General features: G+C 69.8%; 22 protein-coding genes and 1 pseudogene. 14 read left to right on the forward strand and 9 right to left on the reverse strand.

Translation table 11 applies throughout. The features are described 5' to 3' along the window. From IE305_RS33375 to IE305_RS32545, 3 genes are all read left to right on the forward strand, one after another. Positions 1-209 (forward strand): hypothetical protein (locus tag IE305_RS33375; protein ID WP_229891850.1); only part of this gene is annotated, 209 nt, incomplete at its 5' end. Positions 210-791: 582 nt separating this feature from the next. Next, the gene (locus tag IE305_RS33380) at positions 792-974 is read left to right on the forward strand and encodes a hypothetical protein (RefSeq protein ID WP_229891852.1); all 183 of its coding nucleotides are present in this window, start codon (positions 792-794) and stop codon (positions 972-974) included. Positions 975-993: 19 nt separating this feature from the next. Continuing rightward, on the forward strand, positions 994-3,654 hold the full coding sequence (locus IE305_RS32545) for a DEAD/DEAH box helicase (RefSeq protein ID WP_190133459.1): 2,661 nt from the start codon (positions 994-996) through the stop codon (positions 3,652-3,654). A 356-nt stretch (positions 3,655-4,010) separates the two neighbouring features. Here IE305_RS32545 and IE305_RS32550 read toward each other — a convergent pair whose 3' ends face one another. Further along, complete coding sequence (locus tag IE305_RS32550; protein WP_190133460.1) at positions 4,011-4,385, reverse strand: DoxX family protein; 375 nt, start codon at positions 4,383-4,385, stop codon at positions 4,011-4,013. A 98-nt stretch (positions 4,386-4,483) separates the two neighbouring features. On the opposite strand from IE305_RS32550, the gene IE305_RS32555 reads away from it, so the two are divergent. Continuing rightward, the gene (locus IE305_RS32555) at positions 4,484-5,134 is read left to right on the forward strand and encodes a TetR/AcrR family transcriptional regulator (protein WP_190133461.1); all 651 of its coding nucleotides are present in this window, start codon (positions 4,484-4,486) and stop codon (positions 5,132-5,134) included. Between the two features lie 35 nt (positions 5,135-5,169). Here the strand turns inward: IE305_RS32555 and IE305_RS32560 are convergent. Beyond that, positions 5,170-5,268, reverse strand: a pseudogene (locus IE305_RS32560) (IS5/IS1182 family transposase); the annotation flags it as partial. 78 nt (positions 5,269-5,346) lie between these two features. Between IE305_RS32560 and IE305_RS33645 the strand changes: the two are divergent. After that, positions 5,347-5,481, forward strand: a complete 135-nt coding sequence (locus IE305_RS33645) for a hypothetical protein (protein WP_268255968.1) — start codon at positions 5,347-5,349, stop codon at positions 5,479-5,481. 100 nt (positions 5,482-5,581) lie between these two features. Here the strand turns inward: IE305_RS33645 and IE305_RS32565 are convergent, their stop codons facing one another. Both IE305_RS32565 and IE305_RS32570 read right to left on the reverse strand, forming a co-directional pair. Further along, the gene (locus IE305_RS32565) at positions 5,582-6,010 is read right to left on the reverse strand and encodes a MarR family winged helix-turn-helix transcriptional regulator (RefSeq protein WP_190133462.1); all 429 of its coding nucleotides are present in this window, start codon (positions 6,008-6,010) and stop codon (positions 5,582-5,584) included. Further along, positions 6,010-6,426: an SRPBCC family protein gene (locus tag IE305_RS32570; RefSeq protein WP_190133463.1), complete on the reverse strand. Its 417-nt coding sequence runs from the start codon at positions 6,424-6,426 to the stop codon at positions 6,010-6,012. Before IE305_RS32570 ends, IE305_RS32565 begins: the two co-directional genes overlap by 1 nt. Before the next feature lie 213 nt (positions 6,427-6,639). Here IE305_RS32570 and IE305_RS33385 point away from each other — a divergent pair, with 213 nt between their 5' ends. After that, positions 6,640-7,020 (forward strand): helicase associated domain-containing protein, encoded by a 381-nt coding sequence (locus IE305_RS33385; protein ID WP_229891854.1) that lies wholly within the window; start codon positions 6,640-6,642, stop codon positions 7,018-7,020. Between the two features lie 297 nt (positions 7,021-7,317). Beyond that, positions 7,318-7,464, forward strand: a complete 147-nt coding sequence (locus tag IE305_RS32580) for a hypothetical protein (RefSeq protein WP_190133464.1) — start codon at positions 7,318-7,320, stop codon at positions 7,462-7,464. A 10-nt stretch (positions 7,465-7,474) separates the two neighbouring features. Here IE305_RS32580 and IE305_RS32585 read toward each other — a convergent pair whose 3' ends face one another. Beyond that, a complete protein-coding gene (locus IE305_RS32585) occupies positions 7,475-7,948 on the reverse strand; it encodes an ArsI/CadI family heavy metal resistance metalloenzyme (RefSeq protein ID WP_190133465.1) in 474 nt (157 codons plus the stop codon). 82 nt (positions 7,949-8,030) lie between these two features. On the opposite strand from IE305_RS32585, the gene IE305_RS32590 reads away from it, so the two are divergent. From IE305_RS32590 to IE305_RS32600, 3 genes are read left to right on the forward strand one after another with little or no spacing between them, the layout of a single operon-like run. Further along, on the forward strand, positions 8,031-8,411 hold the full coding sequence (locus tag IE305_RS32590; RefSeq protein ID WP_190133466.1) for an ArsR/SmtB family transcription factor: 381 nt from the start codon (positions 8,031-8,033) through the stop codon (positions 8,409-8,411). Further along, complete coding sequence (locus tag IE305_RS32595) at positions 8,408-9,178, forward strand: aquaporin (protein ID WP_190133467.1); 771 nt, start codon at positions 8,408-8,410, stop codon at positions 9,176-9,178. Before IE305_RS32590 ends, IE305_RS32595 begins: the two co-directional genes overlap by 4 nt. Further along, the gene (locus IE305_RS32600) at positions 9,175-9,594 is read left to right on the forward strand and encodes an arsenate reductase ArsC (RefSeq protein WP_190133468.1); all 420 of its coding nucleotides are present in this window, start codon (positions 9,175-9,177) and stop codon (positions 9,592-9,594) included. Before IE305_RS32595 ends, IE305_RS32600 begins: the two co-directional genes overlap by 4 nt. Positions 9,595-9,695: 101 nt before the next feature. Here the strand turns inward: IE305_RS32600 and IE305_RS32605 are convergent, their stop codons facing one another. Both IE305_RS32605 and IE305_RS32610 read right to left on the reverse strand, forming a co-directional pair. Beyond that, a complete protein-coding gene (locus tag IE305_RS32605) occupies positions 9,696-10,154 on the reverse strand; it encodes an ATP-binding protein (RefSeq protein WP_229891856.1) in 459 nt (152 codons plus the stop codon). A gap of 270 nt (positions 10,155-10,424) precedes the next feature. Continuing rightward, a complete protein-coding gene (locus IE305_RS32610; RefSeq protein ID WP_190133469.1) occupies positions 10,425-11,192 on the reverse strand; it encodes a hypothetical protein in 768 nt (255 codons plus the stop codon). 359 nt (positions 11,193-11,551) lie between these two features. Here IE305_RS32610 and IE305_RS32615 point away from each other — a divergent pair, with 359 nt between their 5' ends. Beyond that, positions 11,552-12,031: an NUDIX hydrolase gene (locus IE305_RS32615; RefSeq protein WP_229891858.1), complete on the forward strand. Its 480-nt coding sequence runs from the start codon at positions 11,552-11,554 to the stop codon at positions 12,029-12,031. A gap of 265 nt (positions 12,032-12,296) precedes the next feature. Further along, a complete protein-coding gene (locus IE305_RS33880; protein WP_373311803.1) occupies positions 12,297-12,677 on the forward strand; it encodes a transposase in 381 nt (126 codons plus the stop codon). Here IE305_RS33880 and IE305_RS33910 read toward each other — a convergent pair. Further along, positions 12,668-13,492 (reverse strand): helix-turn-helix domain-containing protein, encoded by an 825-nt coding sequence (locus tag IE305_RS33910; protein ID WP_444546184.1) that lies wholly within the window; start codon positions 13,490-13,492, stop codon positions 12,668-12,670. The genes IE305_RS33880 and IE305_RS33910 overlap by 10 nt on opposite strands. 70 nt (positions 13,493-13,562) lie before the next feature. Between IE305_RS33910 and IE305_RS32630 the strand changes: the two genes are divergently transcribed. Next, the gene (locus IE305_RS32630; protein ID WP_190133471.1) at positions 13,563-13,880 is read left to right on the forward strand and encodes a hypothetical protein; all 318 of its coding nucleotides are present in this window, start codon (positions 13,563-13,565) and stop codon (positions 13,878-13,880) included. A 318-nt stretch (positions 13,881-14,198) separates the two neighbouring features. Next, complete coding sequence (locus IE305_RS32635) at positions 14,199-14,990, forward strand: IS5 family transposase (RefSeq protein ID WP_190133472.1); 792 nt, start codon at positions 14,199-14,201, stop codon at positions 14,988-14,990. On the opposite strand, the gene IE305_RS32640 is transcribed toward IE305_RS32635, so the two are convergent. Continuing rightward, the gene (locus tag IE305_RS32640; protein WP_190133473.1) at positions 14,947-15,495 is read right to left on the reverse strand and encodes a hypothetical protein; all 549 of its coding nucleotides are present in this window, start codon (positions 15,493-15,495) and stop codon (positions 14,947-14,949) included. The two genes, IE305_RS32635 and IE305_RS32640, sit on opposite strands and share 44 nt — an antisense overlap. Between the last annotated feature and the right edge of the window lie 56 nt (positions 15,496-15,551).

Raw genomic sequence — 15,551 nt, forward strand, 5'->3', positions numbered from 1 at the left:
CCCGCGGAGCGGGTCCCTCCGCGCTGCGCGCGGAGAAGCGAACCGCCGCGCTGCGCGCGGCGGTTGCGCACCCGCTCCGCGGGTGCGAACTGGCCCGCTTCGCGGGCCAGTTGCTGCGGTTCGCTTCGCTCACCGCAGCCCGCGGCTTCGCCGCGGTCGGCTCCTCCGCTTCGCCGCGGTCGGCTCCTCCGCTTCGCTTCGGAGCCTGAAGCAGTGTCACGGGCCGCTGCGCGGCCCGTGGGTGCGTCCGCTTCGCTCCCGCACCTGGTGACGAGGTGCCTGCGGCTTCGCCTCCGGCGCCTCGTCAAGGCCCGCTGACGCGGGCCGGGCTGGCTAGGGTGAGGGCGCTCGTTCGTGTCGGGCTCCGGGGTACATGCTGCATCAGGATGATGCAGCATGTACCGTTGGCGAAAACGCGAGACACCCCCAACCGCTCATGGCCGGGATGGTACTCGGCCATAGGAAAATAGAAACCGCATGTGGAGTGCTCAGGATGTGGCGCGGGATCAGGTTAGGCGCCCAGGCAAACGGCTCGATTTGGCCGCCATTGCGGAGAAGGTCGCGGAGGCTGCTGTCCGGGAGCGTGAGACGGCGGAGCAGTTGAGGCGAGGCGGTTCCTTCTCCGAGTTCCAGAGGGACCCGGAGCGGCTGGCCGCCCTCGGGGCGGCCAGCCGGGTGGAGTGGCAGCGCATCAGGGGCCTGATGGCTCAGGCCGGTTGGGGCACCTACGAGCCGGAGCGGGACACCCAGGGCCTTCACATGGGCTCAGGAGCACGAAGAGCGGCGCGACGGTGCTCTTCGCGACCTGGGCCGCTTTCGAGGCGCGGCGGCGGGAGGAGGCTGATGAGCTGCGGGCGGAGCTGTGGCTGTCTGCTGCGCCCGGTCGGCTGGTCCGGGCGGCGGCCGATCGGGGCGGGCTCATGCCTGCCCCGGTCCTGGCGCAGCTCGCGGAGCGGGTCGTGGTGGGCGAATGAGTTGGGGAAGGATTGCCAAGTGCCGGGTATTCAGCTCAAGGAACATCAGGTTGACCAGAAGGCAGCTTTCCGTAAGTGGGTGGGATTTCCTGCAAGATCTTTTACGCCCCCGGAGGGGTCGCGGGGAACGATCGTGTCCGCGACCGGGTCGGGCAAGACGATCACGGCCGCCGCGTGCGCGCTGGAGTGCTTCCGAGACGGCCGGATCCTCGTGACCGTGCCGACCCTGGACCTGGTCGTACAGACCGCCCAGGCATGGCGCCTGGTGGGTCACCGGGCGCCAATGGTGGCGGTGTGCTCGCTGGAGAACGACCCGGTCCTCGATGAGCTGGGCGTGCGCACCACCACCAACCCGATCCGGCTCGCCCTGTGGGCCGGGAAGGGGCCACTCGTCGTGTTCGCCACGTACGCCTCCCTGGTGGACCGCGAGGACATCGACGCACCCGAGGGCCAGCGGAAGGTCCGCGGACCCCTGGAGACCGCTCTGGCGGGCGGAGACCGGCTCTACGGCCAGCACATGGCGGGCTTCGACCTCGCGATCGTGGACGAGGCGCATGGCACGGCCGGCGATCTCGGGCGGCCGTGGGCGGCGATCCACGACAACCAGCGGATCCCCGCCGACTTCCGGCTGTACCTGACCGCGACCCCGCGAATCCTGGCGGCTCCCCAGCCGCGCAGGGGTGCGGGCGGCCAGGAGCTGGAGATCGCGTCGATGGGACGGGACTCCGCCACCTACGGGCCGTGGCTGGCCGAGCTCGGGCTCTCGGAGGCGATCGAGCGGGGGATCCTCGCCGGGTTCGAGATCGACGTTTTGGAGATCCGCGACCCCTCCCCCGTCCTCGGGGAATCGGACGAGGCGCAGCGGGGCCGGCGTATGGCGCTGCTGCAGGCGGCGCTCCTGGAGCACGCCGCGCGGTGGAATCTGCGCACTGTCATGACCTTTCACCAGCGGGTCGAGGAAGCTGCGGCCTTCGCGGAGAAGCTGCCGGAGACCGCGGCCGAGCTGTACGCCGGCGATGTCTGCGACGAGGACCTGGCGAAGGCGGAGGCCCTGCCCGCGTCGTTGATCGACGCCGGGTTCTACGAGCTGGAGGCCGGCCGCCACGTACCCCCGGAGCGGGTGTGGTCGGCGTGGCTGTGCGGCGACCACCTCGTGTCCGAGCGGCGGGAGGTGCTGCGGCAGTTCGCGAACGGCATCGACGCCGCGGGTCGGCGTGTGCACCGGGCGTTTCTCGCCTCGGTGCGGGTGCTCGGGGAGGGCGTGGACATCACCGGCGAGCGGGGAGTTGAGGCCGTCTGCTTTGCGGACACCCGCGGCTCGCAGGTGGAGATCGTGCAGAACATCGGCCGCGCGCTCCGGCCCAACAGGGATGGCTCCACGAAGGTCGCGCGGATCATCGTGCCGGTCTTCCTGGAGCCCGGCGAGGATCCGACCGACATGGTCGCCTCCGCCAGCTTCCGCCCTCTCGTGGCCGTGCTTCAGGGCCTGCGCTCGCATGATGAGCGCCTGGTCGAGCAGCTCGCCTCCCGCGCCCTCACCAGCGGCAAGCGGAAGGTCCACGTGAGGCGTGACGAGGACGGGCGGATCGTCGGGGCCGGCGGCGGGGACCAGGGGCAGGACGGCGCCGATGCTGCTGCCGAGTCCGCGCTGCTGCACTTCTCCAGCCCGCGCGACGCGGCCACGATCGCGGCGTTCCTGCGTACGCGGGTGTACCGGCCGGAGTCCCTGGCATGGCTGGAGGGCTACCAGGCCCTGTTGCGCTGGCGCAAGGAGAATGAGATCACTGGCCTGTACGCCGTCCCGTACGACACCGAGGTCGAGGTCGGGGTTACGAAGGACTTCCCCCTGGGGCGGTGGGTGCACCAGCAGCGCAAGACGCTGCGCGCCGGCGCACTCGACCCCCACCGCAAGGAGCTGCTGGACGCGCCCGAGGCCGGGATGGTGTGGGAGCCGGGTGAGGAAGCCTGGGAGGCCAAGCTCGCCGCACTCAGGTCGTACCGGCGGGCCACCGGGCACCTCGCACCCCGTCAGGACGCGGTGTGGGGCAAGGACGACGAGATGGTGCCCCTCGGGCAGCACATGGCCAACCTGCGGCGCAAGGGCGCGAAGATGGGCCTGGGCAAGGACCCGAAGCGGGCAGAGCAGCGTGCGGCGCAGCTGGCCGCGATCGACCCGGACTGGGACTGCCCGTGGCCGCTGGACTGGCAGCGGCACTACCGCTTCCTGGCGGACCTGGTCAAGGCCGACGGCTACCTGCCCGACATCGCGCCCGGTGTACTCATGGATGGCGACGACATCGGCAAGTGGCTCCAGCAGCAGAAACAGCCGGCCGTCTGGGCGCAGCTCCTGCCCGAGCAGCAAGAGCGTCTGACCGTGCTGGGCATCAAGCCATTGGAGGAGCCGGCCCCCGCTCCCGTGGCCAGGCGCGCGGCGAAGGGCCCGGGCAAGGCGCAGCAGGGGTTCCAGCGGGGACTTGCGGCCCTCGCGCAGTGGGTCGAACGCGAAGGCCACCACCGACCCGTCCCACGCGGGCACACCGAGCAGATCACCGTCGACGACGAGACCGAACCAGTGACCGTGAAACTCGGCGTATGGGTATCCAACACCAAAACGAGGCGCGGCAAGCTCACCGCGGAGCAGCTGGGCGCCCTACGGCAGCTCGGCATCCACTGGGCGTGAACGCCGCTGCCCGGCCGCGGCGCCGGGACCGTACGAGACCCGGAGGCCCCGACGCCCCCGGGCTCGAGCCCGGGGTCGTGCTGGTCCCGGGGGCTCGTCCGTGTGAGGCTGCGACGCGATAGTGCAACCCTCATGGCCCGCGAGTTGGCCGCCTTCTCCGGTGGCTCGATTCCCTGAAGCTTGGGACGACATCCCTTGATGCGGCGAGCGGTCAGCTGACTTCGAGTCGCTGCGTGACCGGCTCGCACGCCATTGGTCATGTCGTCGTGCCAGGCGGCACAGGTCTCTGCGTGGCCGTTGCGGGTTGCCGAGGCCTGGTTGGTGAGGCGCTGCGTTTTCGCATGATGTGGGGGGTGTCAGTGAGGGGAGAGGGAGCGAAGTGCTCCCCGGGCGGTCAGCAGAGCTACCGCGGACACGGTGATGTTGCCGATGGTGTGGGGGTATTCGCCTCGGGAGATGTGCACGACCGCGCCGCCGGCCATGATGCAGGCAAGGCCGGCGGCGGCAGCGGGGGTGAGTGCCGGGGCGATGTTCGTGGCGCGGGGAAGGATCAGTCCCACCGCACCAAGTATTTCCAGTGCTCCGATCGCTTGGATTGTCTCGGGACGGAAATCGACGACCCACGGCATGAGGGGGATCAGTGCGTCTGGGGGCATGATCAGTTTCATGCCGCCGGCGGCGGTGAACAGTGTGGCGAGGAGGGCCTGGGCGGCCCACAGGGCGACGGGCACGGCACGCTCATTCCATAAGTGAAGGGATGCCTGCGGTTTGGTGTGGCGCTCAAGCTACCAGAAACCGCAGTGCCACCTTCACTTGTAGGATCCGGGTCATGGGATCCGAGCAGAGCCGAGGGCTGCGCAGGGACGCCGAGGCCAACCGGCAGCGCATCATGGCGGCTGCCCGCACTGTGTTCGCCGAGCGCGGGCTGGGTGCGCCACTGGAGGACGTCGCGCGAGAGGCCGAAGTCAATATCGCCACGCTCTACCGGCGTTTCCCCGAACGGGAGGCCCTGATCGAGGCGGTGCTGACCGACCGCATGAACGAACTGGCCCGCCTCGCCGAGGAAGCGGTGCTGACCCCCGACCCCTGGGAAGGCTTCAAGGGCTTCGTCGAGCGCATCTGTGCCATGCAGGCTGCCGACCGCGCCGTCACGGAGGGCTTCACTGCCTGCTTCCCCGACTCACCGGCCATGGAAGAACCGCGTTCCCGCGCCCTAGGAGCCCTTGACGCCCTGATCCGCCGCGCACAGCAACAACACCGCCTGCGCCCCGAGATCACCAGCAGCGACGTCATCCTGTTCCTGATGGCCAACGCCGGTGTACTGTCCTCCACCCGCCACGCCGCCCCCGGTGCCTGGCAGCGCCTGGTCTCCCTGCTGCTCGATTCCTGCCGCCCTGACGGGCCCACGTCGCCGCTGCCGCCCGTTCCCGGCCCCGAGGAGCTTCACGACGCGATGGTCGCGGCACGCCCGGGTCGCTGACCGAAGTGCGGCGCGGGCGCTTGGACCGTGTCCCATGTGGCGAGGCGGACGAGTCGCTTGGAGCAGCAGATTGCCGCTGCGAGGCCAAGAAATGCGAGGTAGTGGCGAGGGTTGCGCTCGTAGCGGGGCGGCATCGGGCCCACTGCGGCCTACCCGCCTCTGCCACGTCCAGGGTGGCGGGGACGGCTCGTCGAGAAGACGGTGAGGACCCGGTGCGGCGCAGGAGATTGCTCGCCAACCCCGCGGCCACGGCCGCCAGAGCCCCCTCCTGCCCAAAATCGAGGCGCGGCAAGCTCACCGCCGAGCAGCTGGGCGCACTACGGGAGCTGGGCATCCACTGGGCGTAGGCGGTGGCCGGCGGATCTTCGTCACGCGGTCACCACGGCGCTCCTTACGGGGCGCTGCATGATCCGCCGGACACGTCCTAGGCGTGCCCGGTGGGGGTCTTCAGGACTCACGGCGGGTCAGGCGGCCGAGCAGAGCCACTGCGTCGTCGCGTACCACCGGGTCGAAGAAGCGGGCGTCGACCTCCTCGACGGCGGCGATCGCACGGGGCGCCAGTTCGGCACCGGCGCTGGTCACGCGCAGCCGTTTGGCGCGGGTGTCGGCGGGGTCGATGTCACGCTCGATCAAGCCCTTGGTTTCGAGGGCGCGCAGGACCTGCGAGGTCATCTTGACGTCCGTGCCGGCCTGACGGGCCAGGGCCAGCTGGTTGGGGCGTTCGTCGTGCGTGTTCAGCCACCACGTGCAGGCGAGCAGAACGAACTGGACGTGGGTGAGGCCGAGCGGCCCGAGGGCCGCGGCGATCTCGCGCTGCCAGCGCAGCGTGGCGTGCCAGAGCAGGAATCCGGGGCTTTCGCCGGGTGCGAGGGACATCAGTTCTGCGCCGCCTTGACCAGGGCGGCCACGGTCATGGGCCAGTCCGCGGTGACGGCCGGGCCGATCTGCGGGCCGAGCTCGTCCGCGCGGGCGCCGGTGATCTCCATCCGGTACGTCACCCGGGTGCGGAGACGCTCGCCGCGGTCGATCCGGTGGATCGTGCGCAGGAGCAGTCCGTCGATGCGGGCCTCGTCCACGAACAGTTCACCGGCGGTGGCTTCGGAAATGAGCAGGTGCACCGGTTCCTGGCCGGGCGGGGTCATGACGATCCCGGTGCCCGCGGCGAAGGGGCCGCCGATCTCGATGTCCGCGATATCGGCGTTCCAGTCCGCCCAGTTCTCAACGTCGGCCCACAGACGCCAGACCGCCTCGGGCGCGGCGTCGGTCTCGGTGCTGTGATCGTACGTCCACATCAGCGGGCTCCTCGTTGTCTTGGTTGATCATCTGCGAAGAGATTATCTGCGCGCAGACTACCTGTCCAGGGCTCCCCGCGAGGGGCGTCCGCCCCAGCAGGGCTCACGCCCAGGCGAAGGCGTACGCGTTGTAGAGGCCATGGCCGAGCAGGGCCGGGAGGAGGAGCGCTGCCGCAGGGCGACTGCGGTAAGAACCACGCCGGCGACCTCCGCATGGCGGCTGAGGGGAAGTGGTCGACGCCCGGATGGCCCTCGATCGATCCGGACTGGAACCCGGCCTGGCCGGCGACCCGACAGCGGCACTACGCGGCCGCCCACGAGCTCCTCGCCGAGGAGGACCCCGGCTCGCCGGCATCCTGCCGGGCGTCACCCCTGCACGACATGGACATCGGCAAGTGGCTGGCCAAGCAGCGGCAGCACACGATGTGGGCCGGCCTCATCCCCCAGCAGCGCGAGCGCCTGGAACAGCTCGGCGTCACACCACTGCCCACGACGGAGCAGGAAGCCCCAGGGAAGCCGGCAAGGACGGCCTTGGCGCCTTCGAGCGAGGCGTCGAGACCCTGCGCCAGCACAAGGCCCGCACCGGCTCCCTGACCATCCCCAGGGCCCACGTCGAACGGCTGGAGGACGGCACCGAGGTCAAGCTCGGGTATGGCTGTCGAACACCAAGACGAGGCGCCCCAAGCTCACCCCGGACAAGAAGAAGACGCTCGCCGAACCCGAACTCGACTGGACCAACTGACCGCACAGCGACGGCGCCCCGCCCGGGGATACGCCCGGGCGGGGCGCCGTCGCGTTACGTGACGTGTCGCGCAGACCCCGGCGAACTCGGCGAGGTGGCACTGGGCCAGGCCGGGGAGGTGGTCGCTGGTGGCCTGACTGCCGAGCCCCGTGGCCCGGCTCTCCCTGCTCAAGGGCCGGCACATCAACTTCCCGGGCCGCTACCTGTTCAACATCAAGGCCAGCGGCCCCGGCCAGGGGCTGCGCCCGCTGCGCGACCCGGACGCCGCGCAGGAGGACGAGCCGGAGGAAGGGTGAGCGGCGCCGTTCAGCTGCCGCAGGCGCAGCCCGAGGCCGCCGGCGCGGCCACGGTGCTCTCCCCCTGGCCGGCGCAGCAGGCGTCACCGCCGGCGACGGGGCTCTTGCCCAGCTGGTCGGCGTCGGCCTTGACGACGTAGACCTCCCACGGCTCCTTGCCGGGGCCGGTGACCCACACCTTGTCCTGAAGGGCGTAGCAGCAGGAGGTGTCGTTCTCCTCGAAGGTCGCCAGCCCGGCCTCCTTCAGCCGGGTCGTGGCGGCGTCGACCTGCTCGGTGGAGGCGACTTCCACGCCGAGGTGGTCCAGGCGGGTGTCCTCGTCGGTCTCGCCCTCGATGAGGACGAGCTTGAGCGGGGGTTCGGTGATGGCGAAGTTGGCGTAGCCCTCGCGGCGCTTGGCGGGCTCGGCGCCGAACAGCTTGGAGTAGAAGGCGATCGAGGCTTCGAGGTCGGCAACACGGAGGGCGAGCTGAACACGGGACATGGCGGTCTCCCAACGACTTGTTTCGATGTTTGTCGATACAGTCGACCTTGCCGCCGGGATCGACGGCTGTCAATATTGAGGGATGTCGAAACAAGCTGGTCTGCCGGTGCTCGGGCAGGACGACGTAGCGTGCTGCGCGCCGATGGTCCGCGAGCCGCTCGGCGAGGAGGCCGCGGCCGAGCTGTCGCGGATGTTCAAGGCGCTGGCGGACCCGATCCGCCTGCGGCTGCTGTCGCTGATCGCCTCCCACGAGGGCGGCGAGGCGTGCGTGTGCGACCTCATCGGTCCCTTCGACGTCTCCCAGCCGACGATCTCCCACCACCTGAAGGTGCTGCGCGAGGCCGGGCTGGTCGGCTCCGAGCGGCGCGGGACCTGGGTGTACTACTGGGTGCTCCCCGAGGCCCTGGCGAAGCTGTCCGCCCTGCTGGAGATCCCCGCCGCATCCGCGAAGGCCCTCGCGTGAGCGCGCCGGCGCCGCTGCTGCGGCGGGCGGCGGTCGAGGGGCTGGGGACGGCCGCGCTGGTCGCGGTGGTAGTCGGCTCCGGCATCCAGGCCACCGAACTGACCCACGATGCCGGGACGCAGCTGCTGGCCAACTCCCTGGCCACCGTCTTCGGCCTCGCCGTGCTCATCGCCTTCCTGGGCCCGGTGTCCGGGGCGCACTTCAACCCCGCAGTCACTCTGGCCGCCTGGTTCACCGGCCGCCGCACCGGCGACGGCCCCGACCTGCGTGACGTCGCCGCGTATATACCTGCCCAGGCGGTCGGCGCGATCGGCGGGGCGGTGCTGGCCGACGCCATGTTCGGCAAGCCGCTGGTGGCCTTCTCCACCCACGAGCGGTGGGCCGGACACCTGTGGCTGGCCGAGGTCGTGGCCACAGCAGGGCTGGTCTGGCTCGTCTTCGGCCTGGCCCGCGCCGGCCGCGCGCAGCTGGCGCCGCTGCTGGTCGCCTCCTACATCGGAGCGGCGTACTGGTTCACCTCCTCCACCTCCTTCGCCAACCCGGCCGTCACGATCGGCCGGGCGTTCACCGACACCTTCGCCGGCATCGCCCCCACCTCCGTGCTGCCCTTCCTCGCCGCCCAGCTGACCGGCGCCGCCGCCGGTCTCTGCCTGGTCGCCGTCTGCTTCGGCCGCCCGGCCACCGCGGGCGAGGACGAGGTCGTCGTCCCGCACGCCGGGCAGCAGCCCACCCCCCGTTCCACCGAAGAAAGCGCCCTGGCCCGATGAGCACCTCCGCCACCCCGTCCGTGCTGTTCGTCTGCGTGCACAACGCCGGCCGCTCCCAGATGGCCGCCGCCTTCCTCACCCACCTCGGCGGCGACCGCGTCCAGGTCCGCTCGGCCGGATCCGCCCCCGCCGACACCGTGAACCCGGCCGTCGTGGAGGCCCTGGCCGAGGTCGGCATCAACATCTCGGCCGAGACGCCCAAGGTCCTCACCACCGAGGCCGTGCAGGCGTCCGACGTAGTGATCACCATGGGCTGCGGCGACGCCTGCCCCTACTTCCCCGGCAAGCAGTACCTCGACTGGCAGCTGGAGGATCCGGCCGGGCAGGGCGTCGCGGCCGTCCGGCCGATCCGCGACGAAATCGAGCGGCGCATCCGCGGCCTGCTCGCCGAACTCGGCATCGAGCCCGCAGCGTGACGGCCACCGAGACCGGCGTGCGCATCGCACCGCTGCGCCTGGAGCACGCCGAGCAGGTCCTCGCGATCTACCAGCTGGGCATCGACGAGGGACACGCCACCTTAGAGACCACCGCCCCGACCTGGGAGGTGTTCGACGCCGCCACACTGCCCGACCACCGCCTCGTCGCCGCTCGACTCGTCGGCGAGCACGACGGCGGCCGCGATGCGCTTGCCCACGGGTTCGCGATGTATCGCGAAGCTCCGGCAGACCGCCATGACGATCTCCAAGCCATGCTGACCGATCCGTCCCGCGTCCGGAGCCCCCACCGACGGAAGGCCCGGTTCGCTGTCCCACACGGTCACCTCGACGGCGCCATCGCCGGCCTCCAGCGACAGCAAGCACGGCCCCGGAGCGTATTTACGCGCGTTGGTCACCAGCTCGCTCACCACCAGCAGCACCATGCCCATCGCCTGCTCGGACACCGGCAACCCGTGCACCGCCTGCACGTCCATCAGAAAAGAACGGGCCACGTCACGGGCTTGACCGATCTCGGCATCCGCCTCGAACGCGGCAGCCACCGATGGCACCACACCAGTCACCGCACGACGCCCTTCATCCTCCGCTGCCTGCCCCCTCCGGCCCCGCCCAAGCCTCCGCACCACCGCTGACGACACCCGGTTACCCCCGGAAACCTCTCACAGGCTCCACCAACGAGCGACGCTGCAACCCGTCGCACCCAGATGGTTCAGAAGCCAGCAAGATCCCCGACAGCATCACCCACTGAGAACGGCATACCGCGGCGACGCCCGAGGGCGCGTGAGCCGAACCGGCCCGACGTCGTACTCAGGTCACCGGGACCGGTGCCGGCCTGTGCCGGGGCTGACCAGGCTCCGCAACCACTGGAGCACCCCTCGGCGCCCGGCTGGTGCCGGCGGCGATGCGTCACCTGGGGCAGGCTGTGGGCCGGGCCTGCGCCCGGTGGGGTCCGAGGCGTCTTGAACGCGTGTGTCGGGGCCTATGCGCTGGTCGTCCAGGAGGCCGGTCCACACGCACCGCACCGTGGGAGACGGGAGGAGGGACGGCAAAGAGCACGTCCCGCTGCCCTGCATCGTCGCCGCCTGCAGCGCAGGGTGGGCGGAGGGTGGGCTGAGGAGATCGCCGGAGGGGACATACGGGTCGTATCCCGGCCCCCAGGAAGGCGGGGCGGGCGACGGCTGGTCGTAGACGACGAACGGGTCGTACGTACCGGGCAGCTCGTTCCAGGGAAGCTGCAGAGGTTCGTAGCCCCAATCCTCATGCCCGCCGGGGCCGACTGGTGGTGCAGGCGGTGGCCGCAGCCGTTCGGCGGCGCTGACCAGGGTGATCTCGGCTTCCTTCAGGGCGACCTGTTCGCGCAGCTTTTCCAGCTGCCGTGTCAGATCTTCCAGCCGGTCCCGGGTACGGGCCTCGGCCGCGCGGGCCCGCTCCACCTCCTGGCCGGCCACGCGCAGCTGCCTCTCGATGTCCTGGAGCCTGTCGAGCTCCTGCTGGTGGTGCTTCAGGAAGCTGGCGAGGACCTGCTCCTGGTGGTGGGCCTGCTCGGCCTCCTGGCGAGGAGGCCACAGGGCCACCACCATCCGCGCGACCTCGGCCCAGTGCCGAAGTCGTGGCTGTGCTCCTGGATCACGGCGGCGCCGGCTACAGCGCTGTTCGCGAGTAGCCCGCCCAGCTCTCAGCGGCCGTGCGGGTGAAGCGGGGATCACCGCCGGGGGCAGGGTCGCTGGCCAGGGCGCGGGCGCAAGTCGGAGGTTGTGGCCGTTGCATGTCGGCCGCTCTCGCCTGCCGGATCAGATCGGTCCCTGGGAATCCGCTGCCGCCAGTGATCAAATCGTCATAAGACGACACGGGAGACCTGTCCCGGTGGGGTACCGGCCGAGATTCGGTCTGTTCGCCGGATCGTCCGGGCTGGTGTCCGTCTGCCCCTACGATGGGCTGGGTGACCGCGACGTTGCCTTCGGGCGTGGAGCTTTTCGACGTTCACCGCCTTCGTCTGGTTGAAGGTGCAGTGCCCGTACTTTCCGCAGAGCTACAAGCGGCGCGGGACCAGGCATGGGAGATGGCGGTCACGGCTAATCCGGCCCTTTTCGATGGGCCCGTGGTGGGGTGTGCGGAACTGCGTTGGGAAGAGCCGGAGACGCTGTTCCTGCGCTGGACCGCGGTGACGTACCGCCACTATGCCCTGCGACGAGTTCCTGGTGGTCGGGCGTTGCCGTCGTTGTTCGTGAACGTGATCCAGCCGATAGATGATGGCAGGGTCGTCGTGGCGAGGATGTCGCCCGCGACGGCTGCTCCTGGCCGGTGGCAGCTGCCGGGCGGCTCAGCTGAGCCGCCTCGGGACGGCGAGGTGCTGGATGAGGGAGCGCTGAGCGGGCAGGCGGCGCGGGAGCTGGCCGAGGAACTAGGGCGTTTCGTTTAGTAGCTGTTGTCGTTCCGATCGTGAGGGGTGGGCGTCGAACGGGAGTCTCGTTCGGGTGATCGCGGCCGGCTGCGGGCATGAAGGCAGGGCCTCTTGGTAGCTCGGGGTTGCGAAGCCGACCGAGATCCAGGAGACCCTGTAGCCGCATTTGTACGTGCTCGCGCCGGTGGAGTTCAACTCGGTTGCTCTGCCGTGTGATTGTGTCGCTCACCGGTTCGGGAATGCGGCCGATCATCCGGAGCGTGTTCGGCGGTATCCCTCGGACATGACGGACGTGGAGTGGTCTGTGGTTCGGCCGCTGCTGCCGGTGCCGGGCTGGATGCGAGGTCGGGGTGGGCAGCCGGAGGCGTACTGCCACCGGGCGATACTGGATGCGATCCGCTATCTGGTGGACAACGGGATCAAGTGGCGGGCGATGCCGGTCGACTTCCCGCCGTGGGACCGGGTCTATGCGTTCTTCCGCCGTTGGCGTGACCACGTGCTGGTCAGGGAGTTCCACGACCGGCTGCGCGGCCGGGTCCGCGAGGAGTGTGGCGGCAAGCTCGTGCTGTTCCAGCAGTCCGACAACCGACGGCATCCACGACCTCCACGAGAGCGACGAAACGACACCCCATCACTCCCACACCAACGCCACCGCTACCCCTGACCAGCTAAAACACAGCCGTCAGACTCGGAAAGACAACAGCGTCTCACCGTCCAGGAACACCACTCGAGCACCGAGCAGATTGGCCGCATATCGCGCGCTCGCACCAGTCCGGTGGGTTCTTCTTGAACTTGCGGTGGGGTGGTGTCACGACACGGCCGCTGGGCTGCCAGCCAGGTGCTTGACCAGGCCCAACTGTCGGGCGTGGGTGATGTCGGCATAGCTTGCCGGCTGGGCTGGACTACAGAACAGGAGCCTGCCGCTGGCATCGGTGAGGACCATGGCCTTGACCGCGTTCTGCTTGTTCTTGCCGGAGATGAACTTCTCCCGGTCCTTGCGACCGACGGCGGGCCTGCGGACCCGGATCTCGGTTCCGTCGATGATCCCGGTCTTCCCGCTGGCGCCGAGGTGACCGATGACCTCGGCGAGGGTGCGGAGCCGGATGCCGGTGGCGATGGTGCAGCCGCGGGCTGCGAGCAGGGCCGCACTTCGCCGATCGCCCGGGTGATCGTGGAGCGGTCAACGCCGAACCAGCAGGCCAGCACGTCGTGAGTGGCACCATGACGAAGGTGAACGAGGGTGGCCAGCAGCCGGTCGATGAAGACCAACCGGTGCTTCGCGCCAGCCCCGACCGCCCGCTTCCGCGGCCTGGACGCCAGTCCGGCCTGATGCCGTTCGTGCCATAACGGACCCACCTCGGCGACGAGTTCGACGATCACATCGGCCGACAGCCCTGTGATCCTCCGGTCGCTGATGATCGCTGCACGAGACCCCACCACACGAACATGATCAGGGATCAAGCCCCGGCGCCGCACCACCAACCATGCACGAGCTCGTTAGGCAGGGTATATGGGGAAGCACCTCACCCGAACTACCGGAAAGCATCTCATGGGAATCGTCGACAAAGCGGTCAAGACCGCAGGTCAGGTCCGTGATACCGCGCACGCCACCCTGGGCGGAAAGAACGCCTCCGGCCTGGACCAGAAGATCGTCACTGCTAAAGGCCACGGGGAGGTAGAGGTGAAGGTTCCTCCCGGCTACATCGTCACCGGCGGTGGCTACAGCCTCGAACCCATGGGCGGGGAGTCGGTCATGGTCACGACCATGGACAACCGTCCCCTGGAGGACGGCAGCGGCTGGTCCGTAGCCATCGCTCCGAAACTCGGCCTGACCGTCTACGCGGTGTGCATCCGCGACGATGGCTGATAGAAGCACCAACACCTCGCAGGGGACCGTGATGCCCCGCACCAGTTAGAGGCTGCTGTCTTTCCGATCTTGAAGGATGTCCGTCGAACGGGAGTCCCGATCGGGTGGTCGCGGGGTGCTCGGCGCATGTGGGTGGGGCCTCCTGAACAGCTCGTTGGTGTCGAATTCACCGAGCAACATCAGGAGGCCCTGGTGCCGCAGTGTTCCGTGTTGTTGGGTGGGTCGTCCAGCTCGGTCGCCCTGGAGTGTGACTGCTTGGCTCACCGGTTCGGAAACGCTGCCGATCACGAGGCCCGGCAGCCGCGTTATCCCTCGGACATGACGGACGAGGAGTGGTCGGCCGTCCGGCCGCTGCTGCCGGTGCCGGGCTGGCTGCGGGGCCGGGGCGGGCAGCCGGAGGCGTACTGTCACCGGGCGATGCTGGACGCGATCCGCTATCTGGTGGACAACGGGATCAAGTGGCGGGCGATGCCGGCTGACTTCCCGCCGTGGGACCGGGTCTACGCGTTCTTCCGCCGCTGGCGCGACCATGTGCTGGTCAGGGAGTTCCACGACCGGCTGCGCGGCAGGGTCCGCCAGGAGGCGGGGAGGGATGCGGAGCCGACGGCCGGCGTGATCGACTCGCAGTCCGTCAAGGCGGACGCCGTGGTCGGCGCCGACAGCCGCGGCTTCGACGGCGGGAAACTGGTCAACGGGCGCAAGCGGCATGTCGTGGTCGACACTCTCGGCCTGTTGCTGGGCGTGATGGTCACGAGCGCGGATGTCGGCGACCGCGCCGCCGCGAAGGTGCTGCTCGCCCAGGTGGCCGACGCCCACCACCGGCTGGAACTCGTCTGGGCCGACGGAGGCTACACCGGCAGCCTCGTCGAGCACTGCCTGGCCACGCTCGCCCTGGTCCTGGCGATCGTCAAGCGCAGTGACGACATGCGAGGTTTCGTGGTGCTGCCCAAGCGGTGGATCGTCGAGCGGCTCTTCGCGCACCTGATGCGAAGCCGCCGTCTGGTGCGCGACTTCGAACGCCGCACGACCAGCGCCGAGGCGATGGTCTACTGGTCGATGACCATGGTCATGACCCGCCGCCTGGCCCGTTCACATTCGGCGCGAGCGTGAACCGGCCCGGCGCAGGTTCGGCCAGCCAGCCCCGCGCGACCAGGCGTTTCGCCTTCGACCGCAGTGCCTCCACCTTGGCCGGCACCACGTCCATGCCGAAGGCGGAGGCCATCTCCTGGCAGGTCAGCGGGCCCTGACCGAGACGGACCCGATCCGCGAGCACGGCCAGGATGCGCTGGTAGTCCGCCGACAGTCCCGACGCGTCCAGCCCCTCGCGCCACACCGGAACCTGCGACTTCGTCCTCGCCGCCACGGGCACTGACGCCTTCACCCCGGCTTCCGTCCCGGCGCCGCCCGGCAGGTCGCTGCCCACCACGTCGGCTGAACTCCCGCCCTGCGCGGACAGCACCGCACCCACACGCTCGCGGGCGATCGTCCACTCCAGCCACTCCTGCTCGGCCGTCGCGAGCTCGGCCTGGATGCGGTCGGCTTCCTCACGCAGCCCGTCCACACGACGACGGGCGGCAAGCTCGTGCTGTTCCAGCAGTCCGACAACCGACGGCATCCACGACCTCCACAGGAGCGACGAAACGACGATCCATCACTCCCACACGAACACCG

Origin of the sequence: Streptomyces mashuensis (genome assembly GCF_014654785.1) — a bacterium.
Lineage (GTDB): Bacteria > Actinomycetota > Actinomycetes > Streptomycetales > Streptomycetaceae > Streptomyces > Streptomyces mashuensis.

Coding starts and splice junctions, on each gene's coding strand:
- IE305_RS32555 (WP_190133461.1), top strand. CDS start 4,484: ATGGGATCCGAGCAGAGCCGAGGGCTGCGCAGGGACGCCGAGGCCAAC.
- IE305_RS32565 (WP_190133462.1), bottom strand. CDS start 6,010: ATGTCCCTCGCACCCGGCGAAAGCCCCGGATTCCTGCTCTGGCACGCC.
- IE305_RS32570 (WP_190133463.1), bottom strand. CDS start 6,426: ATGTGGACGTACGATCACAGCACCGAGACCGACGCCGCGCCCGAGGCG.
- IE305_RS33385 (WP_229891854.1), top strand. CDS start 6,640: ATGGCGGCTGAGGGGAAGTGGTCGACGCCCGGATGGCCCTCGATCGAT.
- IE305_RS32585 (WP_190133465.1), bottom strand. CDS start 7,948: ATGTCCCGTGTTCAGCTCGCCCTCCGTGTTGCCGACCTCGAAGCCTCG.
- IE305_RS32590 (WP_190133466.1), top strand. CDS start 8,031: ATGTCGAAACAAGCTGGTCTGCCGGTGCTCGGGCAGGACGACGTAGCG.
- IE305_RS32600 (WP_190133468.1), top strand. CDS start 9,175: ATGAGCACCTCCGCCACCCCGTCCGTGCTGTTCGTCTGCGTGCACAAC.
- IE305_RS32610 (WP_190133469.1), bottom strand. CDS start 11,192: ATGGTGGTGGCCCTGTGGCCTCCTCGCCAGGAGGCCGAGCAGGCCCAC.
- IE305_RS33880 (WP_373311803.1), top strand. CDS start 12,297: ATGACGGACGTGGAGTGGTCTGTGGTTCGGCCGCTGCTGCCGGTGCCG.
- IE305_RS32630 (WP_190133471.1), top strand. CDS start 13,563: ATGGGAATCGTCGACAAAGCGGTCAAGACCGCAGGTCAGGTCCGTGAT.
- IE305_RS32635 (WP_190133472.1), top strand. CDS start 14,199: ATGACGGACGAGGAGTGGTCGGCCGTCCGGCCGCTGCTGCCGGTGCCG.
- IE305_RS32640 (WP_190133473.1), bottom strand. CDS start 15,495: ATGCCGTCGGTTGTCGGACTGCTGGAACAGCACGAGCTTGCCGCCCGT.